This window comes from Pseudomonas sp. JS3066, assembly GCF_036328175.1.
In the GTDB taxonomy this organism is placed as follows: Bacteria; Pseudomonadota; Gammaproteobacteria; order Pseudomonadales; family Pseudomonadaceae; genus Metapseudomonas.
Window position 1 is genome coordinate 1,003,799 of the sequence record NZ_CP143312.1, and the last position, 20,194, is coordinate 1,023,992.

21 protein-coding genes are annotated in these 20,194 nt (G+C 62.0%); 14 read left to right on the plus strand and 7 right to left on the minus strand.

All coding sequences use genetic code 11. The annotated features are described in order from the left end of the window. Window positions 1-75 precede the first annotated feature (75 nt). Window positions 76-330, plus strand: a complete 255-nt coding sequence (locus tag SA496_RS04790; RefSeq protein ID WP_330115092.1) for an FAD assembly factor SdhE — start codon at window positions 76-78, stop codon at window positions 328-330. Further along, window positions 314-766 carry a protein YgfX gene (locus SA496_RS04795; RefSeq protein WP_120652503.1) on the plus strand — a complete coding sequence of 151 codons (453 nt, stop codon included), beginning with the start codon at window positions 314-316 and terminating at the stop codon, window positions 764-766. The genes SA496_RS04790 and SA496_RS04795 overlap by 17 nt, the downstream gene beginning before the upstream one ends. Here the strand turns inward: SA496_RS04795 and nadB are convergent. After that, window positions 735-2,351 (minus strand): L-aspartate oxidase, encoded by a 1,617-nt coding sequence (gene nadB, locus SA496_RS04800; protein ID WP_120652502.1) that lies wholly within the window; start codon window positions 2,349-2,351, stop codon window positions 735-737. The two genes, SA496_RS04795 and nadB, sit on opposite strands and share 32 nt — an antisense overlap. Window positions 2,352-2,732: 381 nt before the next feature. Here nadB and rpoE point away from each other — a divergent pair, with 381 nt between their 5' ends. From rpoE to pdxJ, 11 genes are all read left to right on the plus strand, one after another. Beyond that, entirely contained in the window at window positions 2,733-3,314 is a 582-nt protein-coding gene (rpoE, locus tag SA496_RS04805; RefSeq protein ID WP_077527424.1) for an RNA polymerase sigma factor RpoE, read from the plus strand. Window positions 3,315-3,345: 31 nt separating this feature from the next. After that, window positions 3,346-3,939 (plus strand): RseA family anti-sigma factor, encoded by a 594-nt coding sequence (locus tag SA496_RS04810; RefSeq protein WP_120652501.1) that lies wholly within the window; start codon window positions 3,346-3,348, stop codon window positions 3,937-3,939. Between the two features lie 8 nt (window positions 3,940-3,947). Next, window positions 3,948-4,898, plus strand: a complete 951-nt coding sequence (locus SA496_RS04815; protein WP_120652500.1) for a MucB/RseB C-terminal domain-containing protein — start codon at window positions 3,948-3,950, stop codon at window positions 4,896-4,898. Window positions 4,899-5,090: 192 nt separating this feature from the next. Continuing rightward, entirely contained in the window at window positions 5,091-6,515 is a 1,425-nt protein-coding gene (locus tag SA496_RS04820) for a DegQ family serine endoprotease (RefSeq protein ID WP_120652499.1), read from the plus strand. A gap of 152 nt (window positions 6,516-6,667) precedes the next feature. Next, window positions 6,668-8,467 (plus strand): translation elongation factor 4, encoded by a 1,800-nt coding sequence (lepA, locus tag SA496_RS04825; RefSeq protein ID WP_330115093.1) that lies wholly within the window; start codon window positions 6,668-6,670, stop codon window positions 8,465-8,467. A gap of 5 nt (window positions 8,468-8,472) precedes the next feature. After that, entirely contained in the window at window positions 8,473-9,327 is an 855-nt protein-coding gene (lepB, locus tag SA496_RS04830) for a signal peptidase I (RefSeq protein ID WP_120652497.1), read from the plus strand. 116 nt (window positions 9,328-9,443) lie between these two features. Then, a complete protein-coding gene (locus SA496_RS04835; RefSeq protein WP_120652496.1) occupies window positions 9,444-9,821 on the plus strand; it encodes a DUF4845 domain-containing protein in 378 nt (125 codons plus the stop codon). Continuing rightward, entirely contained in the window at window positions 9,818-10,507 is a 690-nt protein-coding gene (rnc, locus tag SA496_RS04840) for a ribonuclease III (RefSeq protein ID WP_077527417.1), read from the plus strand. The genes SA496_RS04835 and rnc overlap by 4 nt, the downstream gene beginning before the upstream one ends. Beyond that, window positions 10,500-11,402 carry a GTPase Era gene (era, locus tag SA496_RS04845; protein WP_120652495.1) on the plus strand — a complete coding sequence of 301 codons (903 nt, stop codon included), beginning with the start codon at window positions 10,500-10,502 and terminating at the stop codon, window positions 11,400-11,402. The genes rnc and era overlap by 8 nt, the downstream gene beginning before the upstream one ends. A gap of 8 nt (window positions 11,403-11,410) precedes the next feature. Continuing rightward, on the plus strand, window positions 11,411-12,109 hold the full coding sequence (gene recO, locus SA496_RS04850; protein WP_120652494.1) for a DNA repair protein RecO: 699 nt from the start codon (window positions 11,411-11,413) through the stop codon (window positions 12,107-12,109). Beyond that, window positions 12,102-12,848: a pyridoxine 5'-phosphate synthase gene (pdxJ, locus tag SA496_RS04855; RefSeq protein ID WP_120652493.1), complete on the plus strand. Its 747-nt coding sequence runs from the start codon at window positions 12,102-12,104 to the stop codon at window positions 12,846-12,848. Before recO ends, pdxJ begins: the two co-directional genes overlap by 8 nt. 149 nt (window positions 12,849-12,997) lie before the next feature. On the opposite strand, the gene cmoB is transcribed toward pdxJ, so the two are convergent. The 6 genes from cmoB to lon all read right to left on the minus strand — a co-directional run bounded on the left by cmoB (window position 12,998) and on the right by lon (window position 19,126). Next, window positions 12,998-13,966 carry a tRNA 5-methoxyuridine(34)/uridine 5-oxyacetic acid(34) synthase CmoB gene (gene cmoB, locus SA496_RS04860; RefSeq protein ID WP_120652492.1) on the minus strand — a complete coding sequence of 323 codons (969 nt, stop codon included), beginning with the start codon at window positions 13,964-13,966 and terminating at the stop codon, window positions 12,998-13,000. Next, complete coding sequence (cmoA, locus tag SA496_RS04865) at window positions 13,963-14,706, minus strand: carboxy-S-adenosyl-L-methionine synthase CmoA (RefSeq protein ID WP_120652490.1); 744 nt, start codon at window positions 14,704-14,706, stop codon at window positions 13,963-13,965. The genes cmoB and cmoA overlap by 4 nt, the downstream gene beginning before the upstream one ends. Window positions 14,707-14,771: 65 nt before the next feature. After that, window positions 14,772-15,344 carry a hypothetical protein gene (locus SA496_RS04870; RefSeq protein ID WP_120652489.1) on the minus strand — a complete coding sequence of 191 codons (573 nt, stop codon included), beginning with the start codon at window positions 15,342-15,344 and terminating at the stop codon, window positions 14,772-14,774. Window positions 15,345-15,370: 26 nt separating this feature from the next. Then, complete coding sequence (locus SA496_RS04875) at window positions 15,371-16,060, minus strand: lysoplasmalogenase (RefSeq protein ID WP_330115094.1); 690 nt, start codon at window positions 16,058-16,060, stop codon at window positions 15,371-15,373. A 91-nt stretch (window positions 16,061-16,151) separates the two neighbouring features. Then, window positions 16,152-16,556 (minus strand): protease inhibitor I42 family protein, encoded by a 405-nt coding sequence (locus tag SA496_RS04880; protein ID WP_120652485.1) that lies wholly within the window; start codon window positions 16,554-16,556, stop codon window positions 16,152-16,154. 170 nt (window positions 16,557-16,726) lie between these two features. Then, window positions 16,727-19,126 (minus strand): endopeptidase La, encoded by a 2,400-nt coding sequence (lon, locus tag SA496_RS04885; RefSeq protein WP_120652483.1) that lies wholly within the window; start codon window positions 19,124-19,126, stop codon window positions 16,727-16,729. A gap of 147 nt (window positions 19,127-19,273) precedes the next feature. On the opposite strand from lon, the gene SA496_RS04890 reads away from it, so the two are divergent. Next, window positions 19,274-20,026 (plus strand): helix-turn-helix transcriptional regulator, encoded by a 753-nt coding sequence (locus SA496_RS04890; RefSeq protein WP_120652481.1) that lies wholly within the window; start codon window positions 19,274-19,276, stop codon window positions 20,024-20,026. The last annotated feature ends 168 nt before the right edge of the window (window positions 20,027-20,194 follow it).

Consider the following 20,194-nt stretch of genomic DNA (forward strand, 5'->3'; position numbering starts at 1 on the left):
GCCGGTGGCTTGTCAGCGGGTGCCCGGGGCGGCGGCTGTGGTTATAATGCGCGCCTCATTCCTGGAGGCGCTGTGATGGCCGACTCAATTGAACTGAACCGACTCTTCTGGCACAGCCGTCGCGGCATGCTTGAACTGGACGTGCTCCTCGTCCCCTTCGTGAAGGAGGTCTATCCGAGTCTCGACGCCGAAGACCAGGCCCGCTACCGCAAACTGCTGGAATGCGAAGACCAGGACATGTTCGGCTGGTTCATGCAGCGCGGTGAGCCGGAAAATGCGGATTTGCGCCGCATGGTTCGCATGATTCTGGACCGTGTCCAGCCCAAGTAACGCCTTCGAATGCCACTGGCGCCCGTCGCGGCGCCTGCTGGTGCTCTACCTGATCCTGTCATTCCTGGCCGTTCTGGCCTTGTCGCTTGCCGACATACCGCATTGGGCGCGGATGGGCGGCCTTCTTGCCTGCGTGGCTCACGCAGCCTGGTGCCTGCCCAGGCAGATTCTCCTGACGTCCCCCAAGGCTTTTACCGGATTACGCCTGAACGACGATGGCTGGCAGTTATGGCGAGCTGTGGATGGCTGGACGCCGGTGCGCTTGCGCCCTGACAGCATGGCGTTACCGCTGGCGGTGATCCTGCGCTTTCGGGTTCCAGGAACGCTCCGGAGCGGTGGTTTATGCATTCCGGCGGATGCGCTCGATCGGGAGCAGCACCGCCGGTTGCGGGTGAGGCTGGGATTCAGTCGCCGAAGGTGGACGGAGCCAGGATAGTGTCCCTGGCTTCCGGAAGCAGGTCCGGATAATCCAGTGTGTAGTGCAGGCCACGGCTCTCGTGGCGTTGCATGGCAGAGCGGATGATCAGTTCCGCCACCTGCGCCAGGTTGCGCAGTTCGATCAGGTCGCGGCTGACTTTGTAGTTGCTGTAGAACTCGTCGATTTCACTGAGCAGCAGGCGTACCCGGTGCTGGGCGCGCTGCAGGCGCTTGTTGGTACGCACGATGCCCACGTAGTCCCACATGAAGCGCCGCAGTTCGTCCCAGTTGTGGGCGATGATCACGTCCTCGTCCGAGTCGGTTACCTGGCTGGCGTCCCAGGTCGGCAGGTTGGTGGGCATTTGTACAGCCTCCAACTGGCCGAGCATGTCTTCCGCTGCCGAGCGGCCGTAGACGAAGCACTCCAGCAGGGAGTTGCTGGCCATGCGGTTGGCACCGTGCAGGCCGGTGAAGCTGGTCTCGCCAATGGCGTAGAGACCGGGAATGTCAGTGCGCCCGAACTTGTCCACCACCACGCCGCCGCAAGTGTAGTGGGCCGCGGGAACTACCGGGATGGGCTCGCGGGTGATGTCGATGCCGAAGTCCAGGCAGCGTTCGTAGACAGTGGGGAAGTGGCTCTTCACGAACTCGGCTGGTTTGTGGCTGATGTCCAGATAGACGCAGTCCACGCCGAGGCGCTTCATCTCATGGTCGATGGCCCGGGCCACGACATCGCGCGGGGCCAGTTCGGCACGCGGATGGAAGCGCTGCATGAAGCGCTCGCCGTTGGGCAGCTTGAGCAGTCCACCCTCGCCCCGTACCGCTTCTGTGATCAGGAAACTCTTGGCTTGCGGGTGATAGAGGCAGGTGGGGTGGAACTGGTTGAACTCCAGGTTGCCTACCCGGCAGCCGGCGCGCCAGGCCATGGCGATACCGTCGCCGCACGCACCATCGGGATTGCTCGTATAGAGGTAGACTTTGGCGGCGCCTCCGGAGGCGAGCACCGTGAAGCGGGCGTGAAAGGTATCCACTTCACCATTGTTGCGGTTCAGTACATACGCGCCCAGGCAGCGCTGGCCCTCGCGGCCGAGCTTGCGCTCGGTGATCAGGTCGACGGCCACCCGTTGCTCCAGCAACTGGATGTTGGGCCGTTTCTTGGCCTGTTCCAGCAGCGTATTGAAGATGGCGGCGCCGGTGGCGTCGGCGGCATGGATGATGCGCCGATGGCTGTGACCGCCTTCGCGGGTCAGGTGGAACTCGAAGCCGCCGTCTTCGCGGGCGCTTTCGTCGTCGCGGGTGAACGGCACGCCCTGGTCGATCAGCCATTGGATGGCCGCGCGGCTGTGTTCTACCGTGAAGCGCACGGCGTCTTCGCGACACAGGCCGGCACCGGCCACGAGGGTGTCCTCGACGTGGGAGTCAACGGTGTCGGTATCATCCAGCACGGCGGCGACACCACCTTGGGCCCAATAGGTCGAACCATTGCTGAGATCGGCCTTGCTCAGGACCACGATGTTCAGGTGCGAGGGCAGGGTAAGGGCCAGGGTCAGGCCGGCGGCGCCGCTGCCGATGACCAGTACGTCATGCTGGAAATGTTGGCTCATGTCGGTTCCCGCGAAAAAAGCGGCGGCTAGTATATAGCTGGGGTGGACGGCACAATAGCGCGCTTATGACCATGCATGGTGCTACGGAACTTTTTTAGTCGTTCGGGTTCCATTCAGGGTCACCATTTTGAAGAGACGGTGCTTGCTTACACTCATGCAACGAATGCACTTGAACTGTGCAACCCGGATGCCTGTAGATCAAGCGACTTATATTCGGCGCAGCACGGCCGCGAGCCCTGCTGCGTCATTCCGTGCAGATGAAAAAACAATCTGCAGGAAGCTTGCTTGGAGGGGAGAACTTTTGCGCAACGCCCGAGTCTATTTTGGCAAGCCGATCCACTGGCTGGCGCAACACCCCTTCGAGATCGATGAGGAGTGTTCATGCTAACCCAGGAAGAGGATCAGCAACTGGTCGAACGGGTGCAGCGAGGCGACAAGCGGGCTTTCGATCTGCTGGTGCTGAAATACCAGCACAAGATTCTCGGGTTGATCGTGCGGTTCGTGCACGACGCCCAGGAAGCCCAGGACGTAGCCCAGGAAGCCTTCATCAAGGCTTATCGTGCGCTCGGAAACTTCCGCGGCGACAGTGCGTTTTATACGTGGCTGTACCGTATCGCCATCAACACGGCGAAGAACCATCTGGTAGCGCGTGGCAGACGCCCGCCAGATAGCGATGTAAGTGCTGAGGACGCCGAGTTTTATGACGGCGACCACGCCCTCAAGGATATCGAGTCGCCAGAGCGAGCCCTGCTCCGCGACGAGATCGAGGCCACAGTGCACCGGAGCATCCAGCAACTGCCAGAAGACTTGCGTACGGCGTTGACCTTGCGTGAGTTCGACGGACTTAGTTACGAAGACATTGCGAGTGTCATGCAGTGTCCGGTCGGTACTGTGCGATCCCGCATCTTCAGGGCGCGGGAAGCCATCGATAAAGCCTTGCAACCTCTGTTGCATGGAACCTGAGACAGCGGCGACAGCCAAGAGGGGAACCGCCATGAGTCGTGAAGCTTTGCAGGAATCGCTGTCCGCGGTGATGGATAACGAGGCGGACGAACTGGAGCTGCGTCGAGTTCTCGCCGCCAGCGAAGATCAAGAGTTGCGGGCAACCTGGTCGCGTTACCAGATTGCTCGGGCCGTGATGCACAAGGAGCTACTGGAGCCGCGCCTGGACATCGCAGCTGCCGTATCGGCTGCCCTGGCCGAGGACGCCGCGCCGCCGGTCAAGGTGGTTCGGGGGCCATGGCGTAGTCTGGGTCGCCTTGCTGTTGCCGCATCGGTGACTGTGGCCGTGTTGGCAGGTGTGCGCCTGTACAACCAGGACGAAGCCGCAGGTACCCAGCAACTGGCGCAGCAGCAAGCTGGCCAACCCGCCATGGTCATGCCGCAGGCCCAGCAAGGTGCCGTGCTGGCTGGCTATAGTGAGGATGCCCAGCAGGTGCAGCAGCCCATCGGCGCGACCCAGTCGTCTTCTGGTTGGCATGAGAAGCGCTTGCCGGCTTACCTGCGGCAACACGCGCAGCAGGCGGCCATGAGCGGTAGCGATAGTGCTCTGCCATACGCCCGCGCTGCCAGTCTGGAGAGCCGCTGAGGAGGAACATGCGCGCACTACCGGTAATCATCTTGCTTGGCGGCTGGTTGGCTCAACCAGCTCTAGCCGCCGACGCTCAGGACTGGCTGCAGCGCCTCGCTGACGCGGAGCAGCGCCAGAGTTTCCAGGGAACGTTCGTCTACGAGCGAAATGGGAGCTTCTCCACCCATAAAGTCTGGCATCAGGTCCAGCAGGGTGGGGAGGTGCGCGAGCGTCTTCTACAGCTCGATGGGCCGGCCCAGGAAGTGGTGCGGGTTAATGGCCGCACCCAGTGCATGGGTGGTTCCCTTTCCGATCAGTTGTCCGATGGCCAAGTCTGGCCTGCCAGGGCGCTCGACGCCAAGCAGCTTTCCGAATGGTATGACCTGCGCCTGGCGGGTGAGTCACGTGTAGCCGGGCGGCCGGCCACGGTGCTGACCCTGACCCCGCGTGATCAGCATCGTTATGGCTTCGAGTTGCATCTGGACCGGGATACCGGCCTGCCGCTCAAGTCCCTGCTCCTCAGCGACAAGGGGCAGCTTCTGGAACGCTTCCAGTTTACCAACATCGATACCGCTGGGACTCCGGCTGATGCCGATGTGCAGCCCAGCTCCGCTTGCAAGGCTGTACGGCTCACCGAGGCGCCGGGCGATAAGCCGGCCCACTGGCGTTCCGAATGGCTGCCGCCGGGATTCAGCCTCTCCAGTGCCCAGGAGCGTCGTAGTCCGGTGTCCTCCGACTCTGTGTCCAGCCTGCTCTACAGTGACGGGCTGGCGCGCTTCTCGGTATTCCTCGAGCCGCTGCATGGAGCCGTCGTCGAAGATGCGCGCAGTCAGCTAGGGCCGACAGTCATGGTGTCCAAACGGGTCAGTACGCCAGATGGCGACGTTATGGTGACCGTAGTCGGTGAGATTCCATTGGGAACGGCCGAACGGGTTGCCCTGTCCATGCGGGCAGCGGAGGCCACTGCGACACAATGATCCCTGCTACAGGATCTGCGTCCGAATTGCAGTGCGGGAGCCCAGGCTCCCGCCTTGTCTTTTTCACGATGTTCCACCGGGCCTGGAGCTGATGCTCCCGGCCTGTTTTGCTTTTGTGTTTCTGTTTTGCTCGCAGGGCCGGGCGGCCCGGTGAGTTCATACCACTCGTTATGCGACGGGAGCTGTATGTCGATGCTTAACCTCAAATCCTGCATGACCGCCGTGGCAGCCTTGCTGCTGCTCGGTCAAACCCTCGTGGCCCGTGCCGAACTGCCGGACTTTACGCCTCTGGTCGAAGAGGCGTCCCCGGCAGTCGTCAACATCAGTACCCGGCAGAAACTGCCCCAGCGCGGTGCGGCCGGTGCCCAGGTAATGCCTGACCTGGAAGGCCTGCCGCCCATGCTGCGCGAGTTCTTCGAGCGCAACATGCCGCAAGTGCCGCGCAATCCCCAGGGTGGCCGCCAGCGCGAGGCGCAGTCCCTCGGTTCCGGATTCATTATTTCCAAGGACGGCTATGTCCTGACCAATAACCATGTGGTGGCTGATGCCGACGAGATCATCGTGCGTCTGTCTGATCGTAGTGAGTTGGAAGCCAAGCTGATCGGTGCTGATCCGCGTACCGACGTGGCGCTGCTGAAGGTCGAGGGCAAGGATCTGCCAATCGTGAAGATCGGCAAATCCGACGAGCTCAAGGTGGGAAGCTGGGTGCTGGCCATTGGTTCGCCCTTCGGCTTCGATCATTCGGTGACCGCCGGTATCGTCAGTGCCAAGGGGCGCAGCCTGCCGAACGAGAACTATGTACCGTTCATCCAGACCGACGTAGCCATCAACCCGGGTAACTCCGGTGGTCCGCTGTTCAACCTGGATGGCGAAGTGGTCGGCATCAACTCCCAGATATTCACCCGCTCCGGTGGCTTCATGGGGTTGTCGTTCGCCATCCCGATCGACGTGGCCATGAGCGTGGCCGACCAGCTCAAGTCCGAAGGCAAGGTCAGCCGCGGTTGGCTGGGCGTCGTGATTCAGGAAGTGAACAAGGACCTGGCCGAATCCTTCGGCCTGGACAAGCCGGCCGGTGCCCTGGTTGCCCAGGTCCAGGAAGGTGGTCCGGCGGCCAAGGGCGGTCTGCAGGTTGGTGACGTCATTCTCAGCATGAACGGCCAGCCCATCGTGGTTTCCGCCGACCTGCCGCATCTGGTGGGTAACCTCAAGCCGGGTAGCAAGATCAAGCTCGATGTAGTGCGTGGCGGTAGCCGCAAGTCGCTCGACATGGCCATTGGCGCGCTTCCGGAGGATGGCGATGGAATGGCGGCCGCGACCGGCGACGGCGTCGAGCGCAGCAGTAATCGCCTCGGTGTGAGCGTGGTCGAGTTGACCGATGAGCAGAAAAAGTCCCTGGATATCCAGGGCGGCGTAGTGATCAAGGAAGTCCAGGATGGTCCGGCTGCCATGATGGGGCTGCGTCCGGGTGATGTGATTACCCACCTGAACAATCAGGCCATCACTTCTGCCAAGGCGTTCACCCAGGTTGCCAAGGACCTGCCGAAGAATCGTTCGGTGTCCATGCGTGTCCTGCGTCAGGGGCGCGCCAGCTTCATTACCTTCAAGCTGGCCGAGTAAAGCAGTTGCAGTAGGAGAGGGCGGCCATTGGCCGCCCTTTTTCGTTTCTGCCTTCCGCCGCATGGGCGTGACGGGTAGGTCGCCGATCAGGTAAACTCCCCCGCTATTTTTCGGCGAGCAACCTGCTTGCGGCTTCTTTTGAGTGTTGACCTGTGAGTGACCTGAGTCATATCCGCAATTTCTCCATCATCGCCCACATCGACCATGGCAAGTCGACCCTGGCTGACCGCTTCATCCAGATGTGCGGCGGCCTGTCCGATCGCGAGATGGAGGCCCAGGTACTGGACTCCATGGACCTGGAACGCGAGCGCGGCATCACCATCAAGGCCCACAGCGTCACCCTGCACTACAAGGCACAGAACGGTAAGACCTACCAACTGAACTTCATCGACACCCCCGGCCACGTGGACTTCACCTATGAAGTCAGCCGTTCCCTGGCTGCCTGCGAGGGCGCGCTGCTGGTGGTGGATGCCGGCCAGGGTGTTGAAGCCCAGTCCGTGGCCAACTGCTACACCGCCATCGAGCAGGGCCTGGAAGTGATGCCCGTGCTGAACAAGATGGACCTGCCCCAGGCCGAGCCGGAGCGGGTGAAGGAAGAAATCGAACACATCATCGGCATCGACGCCACCGACGCCGTTCCCTGCAGCGCCAAGAGCGGCATGGGTGTGATCGACGTGCTGGAGCGCCTGGTGGAAGTGATCCCGGCTCCGGAAGGCGAGATCGACGCACCGTTGCAGGCCCTGATCATCGACTCCTGGTTCGACAACTACCTGGGCGTAGTCTCTCTGGTACGCGTCAAGCATGGTCGTGTGAAGAAGGGCGACAAGATTCTGGTGAAGTCCACCGGCAAGATCCACCAGGTGGACAGCGTGGGCGTATTCACCCCGAAACACACCGAAATGGTTGACCTCAAGGCCGGTGAAGTAGGTTTTATCATTGCCGGTATCAAGGACATCCTGGGTGCACCGGTAGGCGATACCCTGACCCTGTCCAACACTCCGGACGTGGACGTTTTGCCTGGCTTCCAGCGCATCAAGCCGCAGGTTTACGCCGGTCTGTTCCCGGTCAGTTCCGACGACTTCGAGGACTTCCGTGAAGCTCTACAGAAGCTGACCCTGAACGACGCGGCCCTGCAGTACGAGCCGGAAAGCTCCGAGGCCCTCGGCTTCGGTTTCCGCATCGGCTTCCTCGGCATGCTGCACATGGAGATCATCCAGGAGCGCCTGGAGCGCGAATACGACCTGGACTTGATCACCACCGCGCCGACCGTGGTCTTCGAGATCGTGCAGAAGAACGGCGAAACGATATACGTCGACAACCCGTCCAAGCTGCCCGACCTCGCCTCTATCGCCGAAATGCGCGAACCCATCGTCCGCGCCAACATCCTGGTACCTCAGGAGCACCTCGGCAACGTCATCACCCTGTGCATCGAGAAGCGTGGCGTCCAGCGCGACATGCAATTCCTCAGTTCGCAGGTCCAGGTCTGCTACGACCTGCCGATGAACGAGGTGGTACTCGACTTCTTCGATCGCCTGAAGTCGGTAAGTCGTGGCTATGCGTCGCTGGACTACAGCTTCGATCGTTTCGAACCGGCTAATCTGGTGAAGCTGGATGTGCTGATCAATGGCGAGAAGGTCGATGCCCTGGCACTCATCGTGCACCGCGACCAGGCCCACTACAAAGGCCGCGCGCTGACCGAGAAAATGAAGGAACTGATTCCGCGGCAGATGTTCGACGTCGCGATTCAGGCAGCGATCGGTGGACAGATCGTTGCACGGACTACCGTAAAGGCGCTCAGGAAGAACGTTCTGGCCAAATGCTACGGCGGTGACGTAAGTCGCAAGAAAAAGCTGCTGGAAAAGCAGAAGGCCGGTAAGAAACGGATGAAGCAGGTCGGCAGCGTGGAAATCCCGCAGGAAGCCTTCCTTGCTGTGCTCAAAGTGGATAGTTAGGGTCTATGTCGATCAATTTCCCGCTGTTGTTGGTTATTGCCGTGGCAGTTAGCGGCGTCCTCGCGCTTGTCGACCTTGTTTTGCTGGCTCCGCGCCGGCGCTCAGCGATTGCCGCCTACGAGGGGCAGGTCAACGAGCCCGATCCGGACGTCCTCGACAGGCTGAACAAGGAGCCGCTGCTGGTGGAGTATGGGAAGTCGTTCTTCCCGGTGCTGGCCATCGTGCTGGTGCTGCGCTCTTTCCTGGTCGAACCTTTCCAGATCCCATCAGGCTCGATGAAGCCGACTCTGGAAGTGGGCGATTTCATCCTGGTCAACAAGTTCGCCTATGGCATCCGCCTGCCCGTGCTGGATAACAAGGTGATCGAAGTGGGTGACCCACAGCGCGGGGATGTCATGGTGTTCCGTTACCCCAGCGACCCGAACATCAACTACATCAAGCGTGTTATCGGCCTGCCGGGTGACCGCATCGCCTACAGCAGCGACAAGCGCCTGACCATCAACGGTCAGCCGGTCGCCGAGAAGCTGCTGGGCGAAGAGCCGGGCACCCTGGGTAGCGCCATGCTCTACCAGGAGAAGTTGGGCGAAGCCGAACACCTGATCCGCAAGGAAATGAAGCGCTACCGCATGGAGCCGGGCCGCGAATGGGTGGTGCCCCAGGGGCATTACTTCATGATGGGCGACAACCGGGACAACTCCAACGACAGCCGCTACTGGAACGATCCCCGCATTCCGAAAGACCTGCTCGGCATGGTTCCGGACCGGAATATCGTCGGCAAGGCGTTCGCCGTGTGGATGAGCTGGCCCGATCCGAAACTGCGAAACCTGCCAAACTTCTCTCGAGTAGGCCTGATTCACTGACACAGGCCCCTCGCCATCGCGGTTTTGCGGCGTTGTTCATGACAGCGCCGCAGTCGCTATATAGTCTTGCTTGCGGGCCAACCGGCCTCCAATAAAAACAGACATTGAGGTCGATCATGACGTTCGCGCGTAAGCAGAAGGGTATGTCGGTTATGGGCTGGCTGCTGGTCCTGGCCGTAGTGGCTTTCCTGGCCAGCACCGCTTTCAAGGTCATCCCGCATTACCTGGATTTCTTCTCCCTGGAGAAGATCATCACCTCGGTGGAAACCGAGAAAGCCCTGGAAATCAGGACTATTCCCGACTTCTATAGCCATGTGTCCAAAGGCATGCAGGTCAACGGCATCCGAGACCTGGACCTGGACAAGGCGTTGAAGGTGACCCTGGAAAACAACGAGTTCCAGGCACACCTGAAGTATGAAAAACGCGAACCCCTGGTCGAGAACCTCGATCTGGTGGTGCGCTTCGACAAAGAATTCCGTGTGCGAGCCCAGTGAGCGTATCCCTCAGCCGTCTCGAGCGTAAGCTCGGCTATACCTTCAAGGACCAGAGTCTGATGACTCTGGCCCTGACCCACCGCAGTTTTGCGGGGCGCAACAACGAACGCCTCGAATTCCTCGGCGACGCCATTCTCAATTTCGTCGCTGGCGAGGCGCTGTTCGAACGCTTCCCCCAGGCCCGCGAGGGCCAGCTGTCGCGTTTGCGCGCACGGTTGGTGAAGGGCGAGACCCTGGCGCTTCTTGCTCGTGGTTTCGAACTGGGCGAGTACCTGCGCTTGGGTTCGGGCGAACTGAAGAGCGGCGGATTTCGCCGTGAGTCGATCCTCGCCGATGCACTGGAAGCACTGATCGGCGCCATCTACCTGGATTCGGGAATGGAGGCCGCGCGTGAGCGCGTACTCGCCTGGCTGACCAATGAACTGGAAGGCCTGACCCTGGTAGATACCAACAAGGATCCCAAGACCCGCCTGCAGGAATTCCTGCAATCGCGAGCCTGCGAACTGCCACGTTATGAAGTGGTGGATATCCAGGGTGAACCGCACTGCCGAACCTTTTTCGTCGAGTGCCAGGTCACCCTGCTGAATGACAAGACCCAGGGCCAGGGCGCCAGCCGCCGTATCGCCGAACAGGTGGCTGCGGCCGCCGCCCTGGTCGCCCTCGGCGTGGAGAATGGCAATGACTGATATCGATACCCCCCGCTGCGGCTATGTCGCCATCGTCGGCCGCCCCAATGTGGGCAAGTCCACGCTGCTCAACCACATCCTCGGGCAGAAGCTGGCGATCACTTCGCGCAAGCCCCAGACCACCCGCCACAACATGCTGGGTATCAAGACCGAGGGTAGTGTCCAGGCGATTTACGTCGACACCCCCGGCCTGCACAAGAAGAGCGACAAGGCGCTGAACCGCTACATGAACCGCAGCGCCTCGGCGGCGTTGAAGGACGTGGACGTGGTCGTCTTCGTTGTCGACCGTGACCGCTGGACCGAAGAGGACCAGTTGGTACTGGAACGAGTGCAGTATGTGCAGGGCCCGGTTCTGCTCGCCGTGAACAAGACCGACCGCATGGACGAGAAGGGTGACCTGATCCCGCACCTGTCCTGGCTCCAGGAACAGCTGCCGAATGCCGAACTGGTGCCGATCTCTGCTCTCCAGGGCCACAACCTGGATACCCTGGAGCGTCTGGTGGCCGAGCGTCTGCCGGAGGGCGACCACTTCTTCCCGGAAGACCAGATCACTGATCGCAGCAGTCGCTTCCTTGCCGCAGAGCTCGTTCGCGAGAAGATCATGCGCCAGCTGGGCGCCGAGCTGCCCTACCAGATCACCGTGGAAATCGAAGAGTTCAAGCAGGAAGGCCATGTCCTGCATATCCACGCCCTGATTCTCGTCGAGCGCGATGGCCAGAAAAAGATCATCATCGGCGACGGTGGTGAGCGCATCAAACGCATCGGCCAGGATGCCCGCAAGGACATGGAAACCATGTTCGACTCCAAGGTCATGCTCAACCTCTGGGTGAAAGTGAAGGGCGGCTGGTCCGACGACGAGCGTGCCCTGCGTTCCCTGGGCTACAACGACCTCTGAGCCTCTCCATGATCAGTGCGGCGCTACCGGCATTCGTCCTGCACAGCAGGGCCTATCGGGAAAGCAGCGCGCTGGTCGACTTCTTTACGCCCGAAGGCCGTCTGCGCGCCGTACTTCGCGGTGCCCGCGGCAAGGCCGGTACCTTGGCGAGGCCATTCTTGCCGCTGGAAGCCGAGTTTCGTGGTCGGGGCGAGCTGAAGAACGTTGGCCGACTGGAGAGCGCCGGCATCCCTAACCTGCTGGCCGGCGAGGCGCTGTTCAGTGGCCTCTACCTCAACGAGCTGCTGGTTCGCCTGTTGCCGGCCGAAGACCCGCAGCCGGCGCTTTTCGAGCACTACGCCGTTACCGTCCAGGCGCTGGCCGCCAACCGTCCGCTGGAACCTCTATTGCGCGCATTCGAATGGCGTCTGCTGGACGAGCTGGGCTATGGTTTTGCCCTGGATTCGGACCTCGCCGGGCAACCCATCGCGCCAGAAGGCATCTACCGCCTACTGCCGGATGCCGGACTGGAACCGGTGGGGCAGTTGCAACCCGGCCTGTTCCAGGGCCGCGAACTCCTTGCGCTGGCTGAAGCCGACTGGAGCGCCCCAGGCGCCCTCGGTGCGGCCAAGCGCTTGATGCGCCAGGCCCTGGCACCTCATCTGGGCGGCCGGCCGCTGGTCAGCCGCGAGCTATTCATGACGATCAAGGAACCTCCCCGTGACTGAAGCCAACCGCGTACTTCTGGGCGTAAACATCGACCACGTCGCAACCCTTCGCCAGGCCCGTGGTACCCGTTACCCGGACCCGGTGAAGGCAGCGCTGGACGCTGAAGAGGCTGGCGCCGACGGCATCACCGTGCACCTGCGTGAAGACCGCCGTCACATCCAGGAGCGCGATGTGCGCCTGCTCAAGGAAGTTCTGCAGACCCGCATGAACTTCGAGATGGGGGTGACCGAAGAAATGATGGCCTTCGCCGAAGAGATTCGTCCCGAGCATGTCTGCCTGGTGCCGGAGACGCGTCAGGAACTGACCACTGAAGGTGGCCTCGACGTTGCAGGCCAGGAGGCACGCATCAAGGCTGCGGTAGAGCGCCTGGCCAAAATTGGCAGTGAGGTTTCGCTGTTCATCGACGCCGATCCGCAGCAGATCGAGGCGGCCCACCGTGTTGGCGCCCCGGCCATCGAGTTGCATACCGGCCGCTATGCCGACGCCCATAATCCGGAAGAAGCCGCTCGCGAACTGCAGCGCATCCAGGAAGGCGTGGCGCTGGGCCTCAGGCTCGGTCTTATCGTCAATGCTGGCCACGGCCTGCATTACCACAATGTCGAGCCGGTTGCGGCCATTCCTGGAATCAACGAACTGAACATCGGCCACGCCCTGGTGGCCCACGCGCTGTTCGTTGGCTTCAAGCAGGCGGTGGTCGAGATGAAGCAACTGATCGTTTCGGCCGCCCCCAAACGATAAAAGGCGTCTCCGGAAGCCGGGCCGGCGGTCTGCTCGGCGAATGAACTCGCCCCCACAGGATTGCGTTTCTGTGGGGGCGAATTGTTTCAGCCGCATCGTTTGGGAGAGGCTTCAATCGCAAACGATTTCTTTCCCACACATCGAGAGCGTCAAGGCTTGCGCGCGATCAGTACGGCGCGTGCGGGTGCCGGCAGGCCTTCGATGGTGCGGCTATGATCAGCAGGGTCGAGGAACTCGGGCAGCGACTGGAAACGCATCCAGTCGGTACTGCGCTGTTCTTCCACGCTGGTGTAGCTGACATCCACGCAGCGGACATCCACGTAGCCCGCGCGGCGCAGCCACAATTCCAGCGCCGGTACCGACGGCAGGAACCAGACGTTGCGCATCTGCGCGTAGCGGTCCTCGGGCACCAGCACTTGCTGGGCGTCACCTTCCACCACCAGGGTTTCCAGCACCAGCTCGCCATTCCTGCGCAAGCAGTCCTTGAGGTCGAACAAGTGGTCGATGGGCGAGCGGCGGTGGTAGAGCACGCCCATGGAAAACACGGTGTCGAAACCTTCCAGCTTCGGCGGCAGGTCTTCGAGCGCCAGGGGCAGGTGCCAGGCAGGGAGCTCTGGGAGAAAGCGCTTCATGGCGAGGAATTGGCAGAAGAACAACCAGTTCGGATCGATACCCACTACGCTGTCGGCGCCGGCACCCAACATGCGCCACTGGTAGTAGCCGTTGCCACAGCCGACATCCAGCACGCGGCGCCCGCGCAGGTCCAGATGGGGCGCTACCCGTGACCACTTCCAGTCTGAACGCCACTCGGTATCGACGTGTACGCCGAATAGTTCGAACGGGCCTTTACGCCATGGAATCAGTCCCTGCAACGCGGACTTCAGTGCGGCGCGAGTCGCTTCGTCACAGGGGCCGTCGAGCAGGAAGCGCTGCGCCAGCTCCACCTGCTGTGGCTGTAGTGGCGGTAGTGCGTTGACCGCAGCGCCCCAGCGTTCAAGGTCGCCGTGGCCAACCGCCAGCCTGGCATCGAGTTGTGCGGGCAGGTCGGCTGCCCAATCCTGCAGGGGAGTGCCCGCCAGCTTTTGCTGCAGGGCATCGAGGTCCAGCGTACGAATCATGGCAGGGCGATCAGCGAGGCGAAGTTGAGGCACTGGAACCAGGGCACGACCTTGGAAAACCCGGCGGCCAGCAGGCGCTCGCGGTGTTCTTCCAGGCTGTCCGGGTGCATGACGTTTTCCAGCGCGCTGCGCTTCTGGGCGATTTCCAGCTCGCTGTAGCCGTTGGCACGTTTGAAGGCGATATGCAGTTCGGTGAGCAGTTGGTGCTCTTCGGTGTCTTCGAAGCGCAGCTTCTCGGAGAGGATCAACGCACCACCCGGAAGCAGCGCCTTGCGGATGCGGCTGAGGAGTTCGATGCGGTGCTCGCGGGGTACGAACTGCAGGGTGAAGTTCATCGCCACCAGTGAACAGGGCTGGAAATCCAGGGCAAGGATATCGGCCTCGACCACATCGACCGGCAGCAACTCCTGGAACATGGCGTCCTGGGCGTGCAGGTATTCGCGGCAGCGTTCCACCATGGCGCTGGAGTTATCCACAGCGATGACCTTGCACCCGTCGGTCTTCACGTGGCGGCGCAGCGCCTGGGTCACTGCACCGAGGGAACTGCCCAGGTCATAGAGCGGAGTGCCGGGCTTGGCGAACTGCGCCGCCAGCACACCAATGTTCTCGACGATGGTGGGGTAACCCGGTACCGAGCGCTTGATCATGTCCGGGAAGACCCGGACCACGTCCTCGTTAAAGGCGAAGTCGGCGACTTGGGCCTGGGGATTGGCGTAGATGCGATCGGGACGTTCGGTCACGGGCCGGTACCAGCAATGGAAAAGGCCGGCATTCTAACGAACTGTGCGGCGCGGCCAAACCACCCTCACTTCAGCTGATCGGAAAAGAACTCGCCCGCGCCTTGCAAGGGGCCCAGCGGATTGCGCTTGACTTCATGCCGGCGGATGTTCGGCTCGCCATTGCTCACCTTGTGCACCAGCGTGTCATCCACCAGCACGAACACCGCACGGAAGATCCAGCCCTGCAACTCCCGATTCTTGCGGAAGTTGAATACGTCTGCCCAGAAGCTGCCGACTCGCTGGGTATCCGTCTTGGTGAACTCGAACGCGTAGCCGATGCAGCGATCCTTGGCTTCCAGGCACTTCATCAGGCCTTCAGGCAAGTAGTCGATGGGCACGTTCGGCTGGACGAACATCAGGCGCACATCGATGAAGGAAAGCATCTTGCCATTGCCCTGGATCAGCGGATCGAAGCCCAGGGAAAACAGCTCGGGGCGTGTTGTCTTGCCCGGTACGGCCTGCGAATAACGGATCTCTGCATCGGTGTAGTCCCTGAATGGCGACAGGACTTCGGCTCGCTCGCTGGGCAGCAGGCTACCGCAGCCTGCGAGAAGAACCGCACAGCAAAGCAGGCTCCACAGTCGTACCAGGCTGCCCATCACACGCTCCCTATTTGAGTGTCCGCCTATTTGCTATAGCCGATTTCCGGGGAGGGTGCCGATGGAATTTTCGAGGATGGTATCTCGTTGGAAAATGCCGCAGCGGAGGCCGCGATTCCGAGCTGGCCCAGCCAGTAGCTGAGAATGATGAAGTAGCTCGCGCCGTCGAATGGCGAGACGAAACGGTTGATGCCGATGAGGCTGTCGGAGAGTACGAATAGTGCTGCGCCACCTGCCGCCAGCACTGCCGACCTGCGGTCGAGTTCTGCACCCAGGCGGGCCAGGGCACGCCAGAGCATGGCGCTGATGGCGATGGCGTAGCAGGCCACCGGAAGGAGCAGGGCGCCCAGGCCGCCAGAGGCGAGCAGTGCGAAGATGCCGCCTCCGCAGCCTGCCGCTACCAGCAGGGCGAGGGGCGCCAGTCGGCGGCTTTGCTGTAGGTAGGCGCACAGGTAGGCGAGGTGGGCGAGCAGGAAGGCGCCAAGACCGAAGACGAACAGGTCGGCGGGCCATTCCAGCAACATGTCACCGAGAAGGGACAGGAGCAGGCCGATACTGATCCAGCGGCGATACGGCCCGGCCGGAGCACGGCGCAACCAAAGCAGCAGAGCGACGATAGGGACCGGTTTGCTGGCCAGGCACAACCAGTCCAGTTCAAGTGCTACACCGACGAGGAAGGACAGCGCCCCGGCCAGTCCGAAGATCAAGGTTCCCATGAATGCTCCTGCGAATCCGTCAGAGCAGCACTATGGAAAGGCAGCACGGCGCTCGCCAGGCGGCGGACGCCATTGGTGCAGTCATTTGGCGCTATTTGACGCTGATCTGGCAGTCGAAGGATTCGGCCGGCGCCACGTCGGTCTCCCAGGGGCGCTGGTAATCCAGGCGGAGGCGGCCCTCGCCGGGCTGGCTGGCCTTGAATCGCCAGGTGGATTGCCCGGCGCTTCCAACCAGGCCCGCGTCTTCGGGTGTCGAATAGACCTCCGGGCCGAGGCTTTGCAGCACGTTGGCGGCTGCGTCGCGGACTACCCAGCGAAAGCCGGTGGTGGGATTGCTGGGCAGGGTCAACACCAGCGGTTGGCCCTGGCTGAGTGACAGTGGGCAATCATCCTGCTGGTCCTGGAGTACTACCGGGCCGGTCTTCTGTTGGGCGCAGGCGGTGAGCAGGAGGAGTCCCAGGGGTAACAGCAGGCGAGGGGAGGGAACGAAGGACATCGGCGGCTCCGTCGGTCAAGGGCGGGGCCAGCATAACGGCTGACTTCGCCCTTGCGTAGGCTCCGAGAAGAAATCTTGGGGAAGGGACGCGGCTTCCCCTGGCTTGGAGAAGCCTGCGGGAGCGAATTCAATCGCGAATGAATTCGCTCCCGCGGACCGGACGCACAGCCTCAGTCGAACAGCACCTTCGCCACGTCCCCGAAGCGTCTGGCGAAGTGCACCGTCAGGCCGTCCTTTAGGTAATCCGGCAGCTCTTCGAAGGCACCGCGGTTGGCTTCGGGCAGGATCAGCTCGAAGATCTTCTGCCGGCGCGCGGCAATGACTTTCTCGCGGACTCCGCCGATGGGCAGCACCTGGCCGGTGAGCGTCAGCTCGCCGGTCATGGCCACGCCTTTCTTCGGCGCCTGGTTGCGCGCCAGGGAGAGCAGGGCGCTGGCCATGGTGATACCGGCGCTGGGGCCATCCTTGGGTGTGGCGCCTTCCGGCACGTGGAGGTGGACGAACGCCTGGTCGAAGAACGTCGGGTCGCCGCCATAGCGTTTCAGGTGCGAGCTGATGTAGCTGTAGGCGATCTCGGCCGATTCCTTCATGACGTCGCCTAACTGGCCGGTGAGCTTGAAGCCCCGGTTCAGCGTGTGAATGCGCGTCGCTTCGATGGGCAGGGTGGCACCGCCCAGGCTCGTCCAGGCCAGGCCGGTGATCACGCCGATACCCGTCAGCAGCTGTTCCCTGCGGAACGGCGGCAGGCCGAGGAAGCTTTCCAGATCCTTTTGCCCGACCTTGATCCTCGCCTCGGGCTCCTCCAGCAGTCGCACCACGGATTTGCGAATGATCTTGCCCAGCTGCTTCTCCAACTGGCGTACGCCGGCCTCTCGCGCATAGCCGTCGATCACGGAGGTCAGGGCGCCGTCAGTGATCGACAGGCGATCCTTCGGCACGCCGGTACGTTCCAGCAGGCGTGGCCAGAGATGGCGCTTGGCGATGGCATGCTTCTCTTCGGTGATGTAGCCGGAGAGGCGAATAGTCTCCATACGGTCCAGCAGCGGGCCGGGGATGGAGTCCATGGTGTTGGCCGTGCAGACGAACAACACTTTGGACAGGTCCAGGCGCAGGTCCAGGTAGTGGTCGAGGAATTCGACGTTCTGCTCCGGGTCGAGTGTCTCCAGCAGCGCTGAAGCCGGGTCGCCCTGGTAGCTGGCACCGAGCTTGTCGATCTCATCGAGCATGATGACCGGGTTCATCACCTCCACTTCCTTTAGCGCCTGCACCAACTTGCCGGGCAGGGCGCCAATGTAAGTGCGGCGATGGCCCTTGATTTCGGCCTCATCTCGCATGCCGCCGACGCTGAAACGGTAGAAGGGGCGACCCAGCGATTCGGCGATGGACTTGCCAATGCTGGTCTTGCCCACGCCGGGCGGGCCGACCAGCAGCACAATGGAACCCGAGATTTCACCTTTGAAGGCACCTACGGCGAGAAATTCGAGGATGCGGTTTTTCACGTCGTCGAGCCCAGCGTGGTGCTTGTCCAGCACCCTGCGGGCGTGCTTGAGATCGAGCCTGTCCGCCCCGTAGACGCCCCAGGGCACCGACGTAGCCCAGTCCAGGTAGTTGCGGGTGACTGCGTATTCCGGCGATCCGGTTTCCAGGATCGACAGCTTGTTCAGTTCATCGTCGATGCGCTTCTTCGCCTGTTCCGGCAGCACCTTGCCTTCCAGGCGCTGGGTGAACTGCTCGCTGTCGGCACTGCGGTCATCCTTGGTGATGCCCAGCTCCTGCTGGATCAGCTTGAGCTGCTCCTTGAGGAAGAACTCGCGCTGGTGCTGGCCGATCTTGCGATTCACCTCGGCGGACAGTTCGCTTTGCAGTCGCGCCATTTCCACTTCCTTGCGCAGCAGCGGCAGCACCTTCTCCATGCGCTTGAGGATGGGCACTGTGTCCAGCACTTCCTGCAGTTCACGGGCGGGCGCCGTAGTCAGTGCGGCGGCGAAGTCCGTCAGAGGCGACGGGTCGTTAGGGCTGAAGCGGTTGAGGTAATTCTTCAATTCCTCGCTGTACAGCGGGTTGAGCGGCAGCAGTTCCTTGATCGCATTGATCAGCGCCATGCCGTAGGCCTTCACTTCATCGCGAGGGTCCTGCGGGCTATGTGGATAATCGACTTCCACCAGATAGGGCGGGCGATGGCGCTTGAGCCAGCCGCGGATGCGCACGCGCGATAGCCCCTGGGCCACGAATTGCAGCTTGCCGCCTTCGCGGCTGGCGTGATGTACGCGCACCAGGGTTCCGTGTTCCGGCAGGGTGCTGGGGTCGAAATGACGTGGATCTTCCGGCGGGTTTTCCATGAAGAACAGCGCCAGGCAGTGATGATCTGTCTTGGATACCAGTTCGAGGGTTTCCGCCCAGGGTTCTTCGTTGACGATTACCGGCAGTACCTGGGCCGGGAAGAACGGTCGGTTGTGAATGGGGATGATGTAGACCTTGTCCGGCAGGGTCTGGCCAGGCAGTACCAGGCCTGTCCGCTGGCTGGAAGTGGCTTCTTCGACGATGTCGGCGTTGATGTCCTGATCGCTCATGGGGGCACCTGGCTATTGGCTTACCCAGGCTAGATGGGGCAAGGCGATGGCCTTTTCAACCACCCAAAGCCACGGCCTTCTGCCGTGCGGCGCTGTGCAACCCCGGTTGCACCAGCTAGAATGCGCAAATTTTGATCAAATCGCACCATGCTCGAAGCCCGCCTCCTGCGCCTGGACGATCAGGCCCATCACCACGCCCACGACCACCACCAGTTGGTGATGTCCCTTGCCGGTCGCGCCGAGTTCGAGGTGGACGGCCGCGGTGGCGAGGTCTGCCGGATGCGTGCCTGCCTGGTGCCGGGAGATGCCGGGCACGGGTTTGCAGGTGTGGGCGAGAATCGCATGCTCATCCTCGATCTGGATGAGCACGGCACTTCGGCCGAAGACCTCGAGTTGCTTGGGCGCCTTTTCGAGACGCCGCGTTATCCGGAACTGGATGCGGACTTCCAGAACCTCCTGAGCTATGCCGGCGCGGAGCTGGCGCGTTACGGCAGCGATCCGCTGCTGGCTCGCTCCCTGGGCGGCCTTCTTTTGCGTGCGCTGTACCTGCGCCTGTTCGGGGATGTGCAGCGTCGCCCGGCGGGGAGTCTCGATATCGAGCGTCTGGACGACTTTATCCAGGGCAATCTGTCGCGACGGATCAGCGTGGCGGAACTGGCCCAGGTCGCCTGCCTGAGTCCGAGTCATTTCCATGCCCAGTTCAAGGACAATCTGGGCCTGACGCCCCACCAGTACCTGCTGAAAACCCGTCTCGATCGCGCCGCACGTCTGTTGCGCGAAAGCGAACAACCCCTGGTGCGGATCGCCGAAGAGTGCGGCTTCTCCAGCCAGAGTGCGTTGACCACCGCCATGCGCCGCTACCTGGGGCTCACGCCCAAGAGACTGCGCGGCGGCAAGTAGCTCCCTCCTGTCGCGGCGGTCGCATTCATCCGAGCCCGCCATCGATCAGTTTTTCACCGGTTAGCTGCCAAGAGTTGCACCCTTGCCAGGGTGGGCTCTATCAGGTTGTACCTTTTGGGCAACCCATTGTTTCGTGTGGACATTGGTGAAATTCGCAGGATGTCCTAT

Bases quoted from the DNA above. Each gene is read 5' to 3' on its own strand.
- recO (WP_120652494.1), top strand. From the start codon at position 11,411: ATGATCAGTGCGGCGCTACCGGCATTCGTCCTGCACAGCAGGGCCTAT.
- era (WP_120652495.1), top strand. From the start codon at position 10,500: ATGACTGATATCGATACCCCCCGCTGCGGCTATGTCGCCATCGTCGGC.
- SA496_RS04870 (WP_120652489.1), bottom strand. From the start codon at position 15,344: ATGGGCAGCCTGGTACGACTGTGGAGCCTGCTTTGCTGTGCGGTTCTT.
- cmoB (WP_120652492.1), bottom strand. From the start codon at position 13,966: ATGATTCGTACGCTGGACCTCGATGCCCTGCAGCAAAAGCTGGCGGGC.
- SA496_RS04875 (WP_330115094.1), bottom strand. From the start codon at position 16,060: ATGGGAACCTTGATCTTCGGACTGGCCGGGGCGCTGTCCTTCCTCGTC.
- SA496_RS04820 (WP_120652499.1), top strand. From the start codon at position 5,091: ATGCTTAACCTCAAATCCTGCATGACCGCCGTGGCAGCCTTGCTGCTG.
- nadB (WP_120652502.1), bottom strand. From the start codon at position 2,351: ATGAGCCAACATTTCCAGCATGACGTACTGGTCATCGGCAGCGGCGCC.
- SA496_RS04890 (WP_120652481.1), top strand. From the start codon at position 19,274: ATGCTCGAAGCCCGCCTCCTGCGCCTGGACGATCAGGCCCATCACCAC.
- rpoE (WP_077527424.1), top strand. From the start codon at position 2,733: ATGCTAACCCAGGAAGAGGATCAGCAACTGGTCGAACGGGTGCAGCGA.
- SA496_RS04880 (WP_120652485.1), bottom strand. From the start codon at position 16,556: ATGTCCTTCGTTCCCTCCCCTCGCCTGCTGTTACCCCTGGGACTCCTC.
- lepB (WP_120652497.1), top strand. From the start codon at position 8,473: ATGTCGATCAATTTCCCGCTGTTGTTGGTTATTGCCGTGGCAGTTAGC.
- SA496_RS04835 (WP_120652496.1), top strand. From the start codon at position 9,444: ATGACGTTCGCGCGTAAGCAGAAGGGTATGTCGGTTATGGGCTGGCTG.
- SA496_RS04810 (WP_120652501.1), top strand. From the start codon at position 3,346: ATGAGTCGTGAAGCTTTGCAGGAATCGCTGTCCGCGGTGATGGATAAC.
- lon (WP_120652483.1), bottom strand. From the start codon at position 19,126: ATGAGCGATCAGGACATCAACGCCGACATCGTCGAAGAAGCCACTTCC.
- SA496_RS04815 (WP_120652500.1), top strand. From the start codon at position 3,948: ATGCGCGCACTACCGGTAATCATCTTGCTTGGCGGCTGGTTGGCTCAA.
- SA496_RS04790 (WP_330115092.1), top strand. From the start codon at position 76: ATGGCCGACTCAATTGAACTGAACCGACTCTTCTGGCACAGCCGTCGC.